The sequence below is a fragment of the Microbacterium sp. NPDC087589 genome (genome assembly GCF_044743635.1).
GTDB lineage: Bacteria > Actinomycetota > Actinomycetes > Actinomycetales > Microbacteriaceae > Microbacterium.
In genome coordinates this window covers 383725-396314 of record NZ_JBIUWV010000001.1, presented here as the reverse complement: position 1 = coordinate 396314, position 12590 = coordinate 383725, and the positions used below count along the sequence as shown (strand labels likewise).

The 12590-nt window shown below is 67.7% G+C and carries 9 protein-coding genes; 5 read left to right on the top strand and 4 right to left on the bottom strand.

Annotated elements, in window-relative coordinates; all coding sequences use genetic code 11:
- Positions 1 to 42 precede the first annotated feature (42 nt).
- Complete coding sequence (locus tag ACIOU8_RS01995) at positions 43 to 1248, top strand: thiolase family protein (protein ID WP_400785311.1); 1206 nt, start codon at positions 43 to 45, stop codon at positions 1246 to 1248.
- Positions 1249 to 1253: 5 nt separating this feature from the next.
- The gene (locus ACIOU8_RS01990) at positions 1254 to 3413 is read left to right on the top strand and encodes a 3-hydroxyacyl-CoA dehydrogenase NAD-binding domain-containing protein (protein ID WP_400785309.1); all 2160 of its coding nucleotides are present in this window, start codon (positions 1254 to 1256) and stop codon (positions 3411 to 3413) included.
- 45 nt (positions 3414 to 3458) lie between these two features.
- Here the strand turns inward: ACIOU8_RS01990 and ACIOU8_RS01985 are convergent, their stop codons facing one another.
- The 3 genes from ACIOU8_RS01985 to ACIOU8_RS01975 are packed head-to-tail and all read right to left on the bottom strand — an operon-like array spanning position 3459 to position 7643.
- Positions 3459 to 5111 (bottom strand): GMC oxidoreductase, encoded by a 1653-nt coding sequence (locus ACIOU8_RS01985; protein WP_400785307.1) that lies wholly within the window; start codon positions 5109 to 5111, stop codon positions 3459 to 3461.
- Positions 5108 to 6019, bottom strand: a complete 912-nt coding sequence (locus tag ACIOU8_RS01980) for a YegS/Rv2252/BmrU family lipid kinase (RefSeq protein WP_400785305.1) — start codon at positions 6017 to 6019, stop codon at positions 5108 to 5110. Before ACIOU8_RS01980 ends, ACIOU8_RS01985 begins: the two co-directional genes overlap by 4 nt.
- 1 nt (position 6020) lies before the next feature.
- The gene (locus ACIOU8_RS01975; protein ID WP_400785303.1) at positions 6021 to 7643 is read right to left on the bottom strand and encodes an FAD-binding oxidoreductase; all 1623 of its coding nucleotides are present in this window, start codon (positions 7641 to 7643) and stop codon (positions 6021 to 6023) included.
- Between the two features lie 20 nt (positions 7644 to 7663).
- On the opposite strand from ACIOU8_RS01975, the gene ACIOU8_RS01970 reads away from it, so the two are divergent.
- The 3 genes from ACIOU8_RS01970 to ACIOU8_RS01960 all read left to right on the top strand — a co-directional run bounded on the left by ACIOU8_RS01970 (position 7664) and on the right by ACIOU8_RS01960 (position 10569).
- The gene (locus ACIOU8_RS01970; RefSeq protein ID WP_400785301.1) at positions 7664 to 8272 is read left to right on the top strand and encodes a TetR/AcrR family transcriptional regulator; all 609 of its coding nucleotides are present in this window, start codon (positions 7664 to 7666) and stop codon (positions 8270 to 8272) included.
- Positions 8269 to 9714 carry a glycerol-3-phosphate dehydrogenase/oxidase gene (locus ACIOU8_RS01965; protein ID WP_400785299.1) on the top strand — a complete coding sequence of 482 codons (1446 nt, stop codon included), beginning with the start codon at positions 8269 to 8271 and terminating at the stop codon, positions 9712 to 9714. The genes ACIOU8_RS01970 and ACIOU8_RS01965 overlap by 4 nt, the downstream gene beginning before the upstream one ends.
- A gap of 159 nt (positions 9715 to 9873) precedes the next feature.
- Positions 9874 to 10569, top strand: coding sequence for an SPFH domain-containing protein (locus ACIOU8_RS01960; protein WP_400785297.1), 696 nt, complete (start codon positions 9874 to 9876; stop codon positions 10567 to 10569).
- A gap of 55 nt (positions 10570 to 10624) precedes the next feature.
- Here the strand turns inward: ACIOU8_RS01960 and dxs are convergent, their stop codons facing one another.
- The gene (gene dxs, locus ACIOU8_RS01955) at positions 10625 to 12565 is read right to left on the bottom strand and encodes a 1-deoxy-D-xylulose-5-phosphate synthase (protein WP_400785295.1); all 1941 of its coding nucleotides are present in this window, start codon (positions 12563 to 12565) and stop codon (positions 10625 to 10627) included.
- Between the last annotated feature and the right edge of the window lie 25 nt (positions 12566 to 12590).

Below are 12590 nucleotides of genomic sequence, written 5' to 3'. Positions count from 1 at the left end.
GCCCTCCATAGACTGAGGCCACCGCACAAACTTGGAGGCAGAGTGGCCGAAATATCGGACGTCTTCTTCGTCGATGGAGTGCGCACCCCCTTCGGGCGCGCCGGCGAAAAGGGCATGTACTGGAACACCCGCGCTGATGACCTCGCCGTCAAGGCGACCATCGGCCTCATGGAGCGGAACGCAGCCGTCCCGGCCGACCGCATCGACGACGTCGCCATCGCCGCGACCAGCCAGACCGGAGACCAGGGTCTGACCCTCGGCCGCTCCGTGGCGATCCTCGCGGGTCTTCCGCAGACGGTGCCAGGACTCGCCGTCGAGCGCATGTGCGCCGGCGCGATGACCAGCGTCACGACCATGGGTGCGTCGATCGGCGTCGGCATGTACGACTTCGCTCTCGCCGGCGGTGTCGAGCACATGGGCCACCACCCGATCGGCGGCAACGCCGACCCCAACCCTCGCTTCGTGGCGGAGCGCATGGTCGACCCCGGCGCCCTGAACATGGGGGTCACGGCCGAGCGCATCTTCGACCGCTTCCCGCACCTGACCAAGGAGCGCTCCGACCGGTTCGGCATGCTCAGCCAGCACAAGGTGCAGGCGGCGTACGACGCCGGAAAGATCCAGCCCGACCTCGTGTCGGTCGCGACCAAGGGGGCCGACGGCGCCTGGGGTCTCGCCAGCGAAGACGAGGGGCGTCGTCCACAGACCACGATGGAAGACCTCGCCGCGCTGAAGACGCCCTTCCGTCCGCACGGTCGTGTGACGGCAGGAACCTCGTCGCCGCTGACCGACGGCGCGACCATGTCGCTGCTCGCCGGTGGCGGAGCCGTCAAGGAGTTCGGCCTCGCGCCGAAGATGCGCATGGTCTCGTTCGCCTTCGCAGGCGTGCAGCCGGAGATCATGGGAATCGGGCCGATCCCCTCGACGGAGAAGGCCCTGAAGAAGGCCGGACTGACGATCGCCGACATCGGGCTTTTCGAGCTCAACGAGGCCTTCGCCATCCAGGTCATCTCCCTGCTCGACCACTTCGGCATCGCCGACGACGACCCCCGTGTCAATCAGTGGGGTGGCGCGATCGCACTCGGCCACCCTCTCGCGGCATCCGGTGTGCGTCTGATGATCCAGCTCGCGGCGCAGTTCGCCGAGCGCCCCGACGTGCGTTACGGCCTGACGGCGATGTGTGTCGGTCTCGGACAGGGCGGCTCCGTCATCTGGGAGAACCCGCACTACGACGGCAAGAAGAGGAAGTAAGCCCGATGGCCAACTCGATTTCCGAACAGTACGCGAATGTCGATTTCTCCCCCATCCAGGCCCTCACCGACGGCGAGGTGATCACGCACTCACCCGTGCGCGACATCCGCCTCGCGTCGGGCAAGGTGCTGGCGCTGATCACGCTCGACAACGGGCGCGACCACAACCGCCCGAACACCCTGGGTCCGGCCACTCTCACCGCACTCGGCGAGACGCTCGACGGTCTCGCCGCACGTGCAGCTGTCGGAGAGATCCAGGCGGTCGGCATCACCGGCAAGCAGTACATCTTGGCCGCCGGTGCCGACCTCTCGGACATCAGCAAGGTCGGCTCGCGCGACAACGCACGGCTGATCGCCCAGCTCGGTCACAAGGTACTCGGCAAGCTCGGCGAGCTCGGCGTCCCGTCGTTCGCCTTCGTGAACGGCCTCGCGCTCGGTGGCGGTCTCGAGATCGCGTTGAACTCCAGCTACCGCACGGTCGACGCGTCCGCCGCGGCGATCGCGCTCCCCGAGGTCTTCCTCGGGATCATCCCCGGGTGGGGTGGTGCGTACCTCCTGCCGAACCTGATCGGAATCGAGAACGCCCTCGAGGTCGTCATCTCGAACCCCCTCAAGCAGAACCGGATGCTGAAGCCGCAGCAGGCATTCGATCTGGGCATCGTCGACGCGATCTTCCCTGCGGCGAACTACCTCGAGAACTCGCTCGCCTGGGCAGATGCCGTCCTCGGGGGCAAGAAGGTCGAGCGCAAGAACGAACCGGGCAAGATCGAGCGACTCACCAAGTGGCCCATCGCCGTCAAGATGGCCCGAGGCATGCTCGAGTCGAAGATCGGCACCGTGCCCCGCTCTCCGTACGCCGCTCTCGACCTGCTCGACAAGGCGAAGAGCGGCACCAAGGCCGAGGGGTTCGCCCGCGAAGACGAGGCCCTCGCGGATCTCGTGACGGGTGACCAGTTCGCGGCCTCGATGTATGCCTTCGATCTCGTGCAGAAGCGTGCGAAGCGCCCGGTCGGCGCCCCCGACAAGGCCCTCGCGAAGAAGGTCACGAAGGTCGGGATCATCGGTGCCGGGCTCATGGCGAGCCAGTTCGCGCTGCTGTTCGTGCGCAAACTGCAGGTGCCCGTGCTGATCACCGACCTCGACCAGGCGCGTGTCGACAAGGGCGTCGCGTACATCCATGAGGAGATCGGCAAGCTCGAGGCGAAGGGCCGCCTCGACGCGGACTCCGCCAACAAGCTCCGAGCGCTCGTGACCGGCACCACCGACAAGAGCCTGTACGCGGACTGCGACTTCGTCATCGAGGCCGTCTTCGAAGAGGTCGGCGTGAAGCAGCAGGTGTTCGGTGAGATCGAGAAGGTCATCGCGGAGGACGCGATCCTCGCGACGAACACCTCATCGCTGTCCGTCGAAGAGATCGGTGCGAAGCTCGCTCACCCTGAGCGCCTCGTCGGTTTCCACTTCTTCAACCCGGTCGCGGTGATGCCGCTGATCGAGATCGTGAAGACACCGGGCACCTCCGAGGCTGCTCTCTCGACAGCCTTCGTCGTCGCCAAGAACCTCGGCAAGAACGCGGTGCTCACGGCCGATGTGCCCGGCTTCGTCGTGAACCGTCTACTGGCGAAAGTCATGGGCGAGGCAGCTCGTGCGGTCTACGAGGGCACCCCGATCACGGAGGTCGAGAAGGCGTTCGCACCGCTCGGCCTGCCGATGGGCCCGTTCCAGCTGATCGACCTGGTCGGATGGAAGGTCGCGGCTCACGTGCAGGACACGATGGCGCAGGCGTTCCCCGACCGTTTCTACGCGAACGAGAACTTCCACGCTCTCGCAGAGCTCGATGCGGTCGTCGAGAAGGACAAGGGCGGCCGCGTCACCGGGTGGACCAAGCAGGCTGAGAAGCTGCTCAAGCCGGCCGTCGGCAAGACGCCGGCTTCGGCCGAGGTCATCCTGCAGCGTGTGCAGGACGGCCTTGCGAGCGAGATCAAGCTGATGCTCGACGAGGGCGTCGTGCCCGAGGTCGAGGACATCGATCTGTGCCTCATCCTGGGTGCCGGCTGGCCGTTCATCGATGGCGGCGCATCGCCGTACCTCGACCGAGAGGGCGCCTCGCAGCGGGCGTTCGGCGGCGATTTCCACACGCCGCAGATCCGCGGCACCGAGAACCGCTGAGCTGAACATCGGAGGGGCCGCCGCGAGGCGGCCCCTCCGATGTGTCTACAGCGTCGGGCGCTGGTCGACCTCACCACAGCGCGGCCAGTGCGACAGCGCTCGTTCAGCGAGCGCGGTGATCGTCAGCGAGGGGTTCACGCCGGGGTTGGCCGGCACTGCGGCGCCGTCGACCACGTGCAGTCCTGGATGCCCCCACACCCGATGGTAGAGATCGACCACGCCCGTCTCGGGGGTGGACGAGATCACGGCGCCTCCGAGGAAGTGGGCGGTCAGCGGGATGCCGAAGACCTCGGGCCATGATCCTCGGGCTGCAGCCGCGACGCCGCCCTCGGTCTCGACGCGCGCCGCGATCGCCGCGGCCGCGCGGTGCGCCTGCGGCAGGTAGCTCGGGTTCGGCTCGCCGTGCCCCTGCCTGCTCGTCATCACGAGCCGCCCGAGGCGTCGACGCAGCGACAGCGTGAGCGAGTTGTCGGCGGTCTGCATCACGAGCGCGATGATGCCGCGTTCACTCCAGCGTCGAAGCGAACCGAGACGCAGCTGACGGATCGGCGTTCGCAGGAACTGACCCACCAGGCTCGCCAGTCGTCGCCCGAGACCGCGGTCACCGGGCACCATGACCGAGGCGAGTGCGCCCATGAGATTCGATCCCGGGCCGTATCGCACATTCTCGACGTGCGTGTTCGCATCGATGTGGAATGACGTGGTGATCGCGACTCCGCTCGCGAGTTCGAGAGAGGCCGGAACCGCGACGGCGACAGCACCGTCGAGGGCCTCCGAGTTGGTCCTGGTGAGGCGTCCGACAGCATCGGACACTCGCGGAAGCGCCCCGACGCGTTTCATCCGATGCAGCAGCTGCTGCGTGCCCCAGGTCCCGGCGGCCAGCACCACCTGGCGCGCGCTCACGGTGCGGCGGTCGCGGCGGAACCATGCCCCGCTCCGCTCCGTCGTCACGGCGAAGCCGCCGCCGGGGAGCTCGCGCACCTCTGTGACGGTGCGCAACGCCTCGATGACGACACCGCGCCTCTCGGCCAGGGCGAGATAGTTCTTCATCAGTGTGTTCTTGGCGCCGACGCGGCATCCGACCATGCAGTTTCCGCAGAGCGTGCAGCCTGTGCGATCAGGGCCTTCCCCGCCGAAGAAGGGGTCCGGTGCGCGCTCGCCGGGCTTGCCGAACCAGACCCCGACCGGTGCGTGCCGGAATGTGCTGCCCGCGCCGAGGTCGTCGGCAGCCCCTGCCATGATGCGCTCGACAGGGCCTGTGTGCGGATAGCGTTCGACCACTCCGAGCATCCGCTTCGCTGTCGCATAGTGGGGCGCGAGCTCGGTCTCCCACGCCGCGAGAGCACTCCACTGCGGGTCGTCGAAGAACGCGCCGCTGGGCTGATACAGCGTGTTGGCGTAGTTGAGAGAACCACCGCCCACTCCTGCTCCCGCGAGGATCATGACGTGCGGCAGACGATGGATGCGCTGGATGCCGAAGCAGCCGAGCTTCGGCGCCCACAGGTAGCGGCGGATGTTCCAATTGGTCTTCGGGAAGTCCTCGTCTTCGAAGCGACGACCCGCCTCGTACACGCGGACACGATAGCCCTTCTCCGCCAGCCGCAGCGCCGCCACCGAGCCGCCGAACCCCGAGCCGATGACGACGACCTCCTCGTCGAACACACCACTGTGCTGCGCACCATGCGTGGTGTTGTTCATGGCTGCTCCCCCGAGGCAGCGGGCACGAGGATCGTCAGAGCAGAGCGCCGGATCCCGATGGTGCACTCGTTCTCGGCGATCCGCTCTCCGTCGGCGTAGACGACGAGACCGGGGGCGCTGACCGTCACGGAACGGACCTGGCGACGGGTCACCTCAGGTCTCGCCAGATGCGTTCCGCGCAGAAGCAGAGGGAACAAGCGCAGCAGCCGGAGTCGTGTCAGCGGCGCGACCTGCACGATGTCCAACAGCCCGTCGTCTGCTGCGGCGCCGACGCACAGCGGCATTCCGCCGCCGTAGCTCTCGGTGTTGCCCACCGCGACGAGCGTTCCCGGCGCTTGGATCGGCGCATCGCCGTCGACGGACACCGTGAACTCCATCGGCCGGAGACGCACGAGCTCGACGACCAGCGCGAGGTAGTAGCGCAACACGCCGTGCGGCCAGCGCAGCCGGTTGGTGCGATCACTGACCTTCGCATCGAATCCGAGCGCGGCGATAGTCAGGAACGAGTCGGTACGCCCTGCGGCTCGGATCTCGCCGACATCGATCGCGCGCGGCACGCCGGTCAGCGCGAGCTCGGCCGCGGCCACCGGGTCGCGACGGGGCAGACCGAGGGCTCGAGCGAGGTCGTTGCCGGTGCCGGCCGGAACAAGAACGACCGGGATGCCGGCGGCGCACACCGCGTCGAGGATGCCGGACAGCGTGCCGTCGCCTCCGACGACGACGAGCATCCCTGGGCTCTCGCCGAGCGCCTGTGCCACCAGCATCCGGCTGGACGCCGCCGACTCTCCCGTGTACACGCGTACGTCCAGGCCTCGGGCGCGCAGATGGGCGAGGGCGGCCTCCGCCGCGTGCGTTCCACGTCCCTTGCCTGCGAACGGGTTCGCCAGCAGCGCGATGTGCTCAGTCACGTCAGCCCGACCGCTCCGGCGTGATGACCGCGCCGGGGTTGAGGATCCACGTCGGGTCGAGCTCTCGCTTGACGGCCGCCAGGATCCGCACCCCCGTCTCGCCGATCTCCTGCTCGAGCCAGGGGGCATGATCGCGACCGACGGCATGGTGATGGCTGATCGTGCCGCCTGCCGAGATGATCGCATCACTCACCTGTCGCTTGATCCCCGCCCAGGCCTCCAGCGGCTCGGATCGGAGGTTCGCGAGCACCGTGAAGTACAGCGAGGCTCCGGTGGGATAGACGTGCGAGACATGGCACATCACATACGATCTGGAGCCGGCATCTGCGAATCCTGCGCGAAGAGCAGCTGTGATCTCCGCTCTGAGATGCTGCAGGTTCGACCAGGTGGTCGCTGTCTCCAGCGTCTCGCAGAACACTCCCGCATCCAGCAGGGAATCGCGCAGATAGGGGCCGTCGAATCGGCCGTCGAGCCACCCCTCCGCACCGCCTGCTCCGGATGACACACCGCCCGCTGCCGTCAGGATCCTGGAGGTACGCGCTCGACGCTCGGCGATGCCGTCGCCCTCGTACACGGTGACGATGCTCGCACCCTTCGCGAGCGCCTTCCCGATCCGGCCCACCTGGGCGAGGCTGACCGCGGTCTCGGACTCATCGGAGAGGCGGATGACGGTGGGACCGCCGCCGTTCTGGGCGACCTGTCGCAGCCCCTCGACTCCGCGGGAGAAGTCCGCGAAGCTCCACGCCTCGAGGACGCGTTCTCGCGGCACAGGATGGACGCGGACACGCACCTCGGTGATCACCCCGAAGATTCCCTCCGACCCCAGAAAGACCCTGATGAGATCAGGCCCGGCCGCGGAGCCCGGTGATCGACCGAGATCGATGTCACCGGTCGGCGTCGCGACTCTGAGGCCGGTGACCATGGAGTCGAATCGCCCATGCCCGGCCGAATTCTGCCCCGACGAGCGCGCAGCGGCGAATCCACCGATCGTGGCATACCGGAAGCTCTGCGGATAGTGACCGAGTTCGAAGCCCCTCGCGGCCAGCAGCTCCTCGGCCTCCGGACCCGTGGTCCCTGCGGCGATACGGGCTTCACCGCTCACCTCATCGAGACCGATGAGGCCCGAGAGTCGCCGCAGATCCAGACTGATCACCGCGCGGTGGGCGCCGCGCTCGGGATCGAGAGCGCCGACGACACTCGTCCCTCCGCCGAACGGGACCACCGCGATCCCCCGGTGAGCGCAGAGGCGGAGCACGGCCACGACTTCGTCGTGATTCCCGGGCATCACGACCGCATCAGGAGCAGCTTGAAGCCGCATCCGCCGTCTGAGCAGGTCCGGTGTCGAACGACCACCTGCATGGCGGATCCTCGACTCGTCCGTCGTGTCGACGTGCTCGGCTCCGACCACTGCCGCGAACTCCTGCAGGTCGTCCCCGTGAAGCGACGATGACTCGAGCCGCACGTCGGGGAGGTCGACCGCCGTCGCGGGCTTGTGCAGGCGTCCCAGCAGGAGCGGCAGAAGCATCCGCACCGCCTGCGGCAGATCCGAGGCCCGCGCGGGATCGCCCCAGCCGTTCCAGCGCATCTCGGAACGCACGGCGACCCTGCCGTTCTCTCTACTCATGCGTTACAGTGTGACACATCATGGAAGAACGTCAAGCGGTCGTCTACTCAGCAGGCATCCATGCGCCCTACTGGGATCCCACCCAATCCCGCATCCTCGACGCAGCCGACGAGCTGATGGCTCGCCGAGGTGTGCACGGCGTGACGATCGCGGAGCTCGCTCGGCGCGCCGGGCACAGTCGACCCACGATCTACCGCAGTTGGCGCGACGCCGACGATGTCGTACGCTCAGCTCTCCTCCGCAGGGTCGCCGTCATCATCGATCATTTCCCGACTCATGCCGCCACCCGACACGAGCTCGTCGACGATGTTCTTCGCTTCTCCTCGCTCTTCCGCGCCGACCCCGTATACGAGCGACTCCTCGCGGAAGAGCCCGAAGCATTCACCCGCTACACATTGCAGCGGGTGGGATCGAGCCAGCGACTGATCCTGGGTTGGCTCTCCACGGCGATCGGCGCGGCGCAGCGCGGCGGATCGGTTCGCGTCGGCGATCCTGACGAGATCGCGGTCATGCTGCTGCTCATCGCCCAGTCGGCAGTGCTCTCACACGGGACGGTCTCAGAGCTCCTCTCCGAGAGCTCGTGGGAGCGGGAGCTGCGCGCCGCACTCGACGGGCTGCTCCGGCCATGACCTCGCACTCCCCCGACCTCAACGTCGCGCGTCGGGCCGCAGAACTGCATCGTGCCGGTGACGAGACGGTCGATGTCCTCGTGATCGGCGGTGGCATCACGGGCGTCGGTGTCGCGCTCGATGCCGCAGCACGAGGTCTGAGCGTCACTCTTCTCGAGGCTGAGGACCTCGCATTCGGCACCAGCCGCTTCAGCTCGAAGCTCGTGCACGGGGGACTTCGCTACCTCGCCACCGGAGATGTCGCCACCGCGAAGGAGAGCGCCTTCGAGCGCCACCTGCTGATGACGCGGATCGCGCCGCATCTCATCCGTCCGCTCGGCCAGCTCCTGCCCTTCGCCACAGGAGTGACGGCGCGCCAGCGCGCCGCAGGGACGATCGGGATGGCGATGGGCGACCTGCTCCGAATGCGAGCCCGCACGCCGAGTCGGTTCCTGCCGCCGCCGCGTGTCGTCTCGGCTCTGACAGCCCAGCGCCTCGTTCCTTCGCTCTCCCCCGCGGGATTGCGGGGCGGGATGCTCTCGTACGACGGCCAGCTCGTCGACGATGCCCGACTGGTCATCACGGTCGCCAGGACTGCGGCGAGTCTCGGGGCCTGCATCCTCACCCGGGTGCGCGCCCTCGAGCTGCGCCGCGACGGCGCGACAGTGGAGGACGTGCAGACGGGCGAACGTCTGGATGTCCGGGCCCGAGCGGTAATCAATGCCACCGGGGTCTGGGCCGGCAGCCTCGATGAATCGATCACGGTGCGTCCCAGCCGCGGTACCCACATCGTGCTCGACGCCGCCGATCTCGGCGATCCTTCCGCCGCACTGACGATTCCGCACGAGGACTCGATCAGTCGCTACGTGTTCGCACTGCCACAGCAGGACGGACGGGTGATCGTCGGGCTCACCGACGAGGACGCCCCAGGTCCGGTGCCCCGCGTGGCCGAGGCCACCGAAGGCGACATCGCGTTCCTGCTCGCGAATCTCAACCGGGTGCTGTCCGCGCCGATCACCCGAGCTCAGGTCCGCGGATCATTCGCGGGGCTGCGTCCGCTGGTCGACACGGGTGCGACCTCGACGGCGGATATCTCCCGTCGTCATCTCGTCAGCGTCTCCGAGAGAGGCTTCGTGAATGTGCTCGGCGGCAAGCTGACCACCTACCGACGGATGGCGGAGGACGCCGTCGATCTCGCCGTGGCCACCGCAGGACTCGACGCGGGCCCCAGCGGCACGGCGTTTCTGCGGCTCACCGACACTGCCGTCGCGGTCACGCTCGACGTGGACCACGGGCCTGTGCCGCGCGCCGTCATCGAGTTCGCCGTCCGTTCCGAGGGCGCGATGACCGCTGAGGACGTGCTCGATCGACGTACGCGCGTCGGACTCCTCGACGCGCACCGGGAGTGCCAGCGGCAACCCGTCGAATCCGCCGTCGCCGAGATCCTCTCCACCCTCTCCTGACGACGCCGCACCAGCGCAACCAGCGCAACCAGCGCAACCAGCGCGCACCGTATCCACCTCGGGGCAGCCCGGGTAACGAGCGCGGAACAGCGTGTGAACACCTTCGCGTGCGCGTCGAAGTTGGCGATCCGCCTGCGCTCGAGGAGGCACAGTGGTGGCATGGACATGCTCCTCTCGGTGTTGGGCGGCAAGGGAATGTCGGGGCTTTTCAAGACCGGCACTGCGATTCTCACGATCCTGCTGGTCGTGCCGGCGCTGTTGAAGATCTTCGTCGTCACGGTCGACGAGGGATGGGCGGCGATCCGCACGCGGAACGGCAAGCCGATCATCCGGAATCGACCGCAGCGTCGTCCCACATCCCGCGGCGGAGCGGTCGGCGAAGTCGTCGTGCTCGACCCGGGATCCCACGGTGCTTTCCCGCTGTTCTACTGGTACCGACTCATCGATGTGCGCTGCCGCGCCACCGATCTCCCCGCGCGAGAGATGACAGGGGCGACGGGACATCAGCACCGCGTGCATGCCTCCTTCGAGTGGCGTCCGATCCCGACCGGACGAGATCTCCGGGTGTTCGAGCTCGACGTCGTCAACGTCAAGGAACGCGCCTCGAACATCGTCGGCGCAGCACTGCGAGATGTCATCCGAGGCCTCGAAGGCGCTGAACTGCCGCACAACGACGAGATCAACACCCGCGTGATCGCCGCCAGCGCCGACGAGGTGCGCCGTGCGTGCGGCGTCGAGCTGGTGCGCGTCATGGTCACCGGCGATGCGCTGACCGACGGCTACCTGCTCTCGACCGCGCTTCGCGACTCCGACCGCGGAGCCCAGGCCGTTGCCGCCCTTCACGCACTGAACTGATCCCCGAACTCGCTCTCTTCCCGGTCAGCGGCAGACACGAAGTCTGCGGCGTCGTTCAGCGCCGTTCGTGGAGCGGCAGGTCGATCGTGCCGTTCGCGCCGGCGTCCCGTGCGACAGGGATCCGGGTTCCGAGCACCTGGGAGACGACGTCCTGCGCGATCTTCGACGCGGTGAGGCCCGCGTCCGCGAGAATCTGGTCCCGCGACGCGTGATCGATGAACTCGTCCGGAAGACCCAGCTCGTCGACGGCCGTGTCGATGCCCGCCTCGCGAAGCACCTGACGGACGCGAGTGCCGATGCCACCGACGCGGATGCCGTCTTCGATGGTGATCACGAGACGATGTCGCGCAGCCATGCTCACGATCGAGGGCTGCACGGGAATCGCCCACCGCGGGTCGATCACCGTCGCGCCGATCCCCTGCGCACGAAGCCGCTCGGCTACATCCATCGCGAGCGCCGCGAACGGGCCGATGGCGACCAGCAGGACGTCCTCGGATTCTCCGCGCGCCAGCACGTCCACGCCGTCGTGCAGGCGCTCGATCGCCGGCAGCTCTGGCGAGACGTCGCCCTTGGGGAAGCGGATCACCGTGGGCGCATCGTCCACCAGGACGGCCTCGTCGAGAGCTTCGCCCAGGCGCGCCGCGTCTCGTGGTGCCGCGATGCGGATGTGGGGGACGATCTGCAGCATCGCGAGGTCCCACATACCGTGGTGGCTGGGCCCGTCGGGTCCGGTGACACCTGCGCGGTCGAGCACGAAGGTGACGCCAGCGCGGTGCAGCGCGACGTCCATGAGCACCTGATCGAACGCGCGATTCATGAAGGTCGCGTACAGGGCCACGACGGGGTGCAGCCCGCCGAACGCGAGACCTGCGGCCGACGCCACCGCGTGCTGCTCGGCGATGCCCACGTCGTACACACGGTCGGGGAAGCGCTCTGCGAACGGAGCGAGGCCCGTAGGCCGCAGCATCGCCGCGGTCATCGCGATGACATCATCGCGACGCTCGCCGACGGAGACCAGGGCATCGGAGAAGACGTCGGTCCAGCCCGTGCCGCCCGACGAGAGCGTCTCGCCTGTGGTCGGATCGATGCGTCCGACGGCATGGAACTGGTCTGCCTCGTCGTCACGGGCGGGCTGGTATCCGCGCCCCTTCTCCGTGATGGCGTGCACGATGACGGGAGCGCCATAGGACTTCGCGAGTTCGAGGGTCTCGAGGAGTACCGGGAGGTCGTGTCCGTCGACCGGTCCGAGGTATTTGATGTCGAGATTGGAATACAGCGCCTCGTTGTTCGTGAAGCGCGACAGGAACCCGTGCGTGCCACCTCGCACGCCGCGGAAGACCGCGCGGCCTACGGGTCCGAATGCCCGAAAGAGTCGATCTGACTTGTGGTGCAGATCCTTGTAGGCCGCGGCGGTGCGAACCCGATTCAGATACCGCGACATCCCACCGATCGTCGGAGCGTAGGAGCGCCCGTTGTCGTTGACGACGATCACCAGGTTGCGGTCGTTGTCATCGGAGATGTTGTTGAGCGCCTCCCACGTCATACCGCCGGTGAGCGCGCCGTCACCGACCACTGCGACCACATGACGATCGCCGCGGCCGGTCGCGGTCATCGCACGCGACACGCCGTCGGCCCAGCTGAGGGAGCTCGAGGCGTGGGAGGACTCGACGACATCGTGCGGGCTCTCGCCACGCTGAGGATAGCCTGCGAGGCCGCCGCGGACGCGGAGAGACGAGAAGTCCTGGCGCCCCGTGAGCAGCTTGTGCACGTAGGACTGGTGGCCGGTGTCGAAGATGAACGGATCGTCGGGCGACGAGAAGGTCCGGTGCAGAGCGATCGTGAGCTCGACCACTCCGAGATTGGGACCGAGATGGCCACCGGTACGGGACACGTTCTCGACGAGGAACTCGCGCACCTCACCGGCGAGTTCGATCAGCTGCTCCTCAGAGAGGGAGTCGAGATCACGGGGTCCTGAGATGCTCGGAAGAATGGGCATCTGCACCTCCTCATAGTCACCGTCG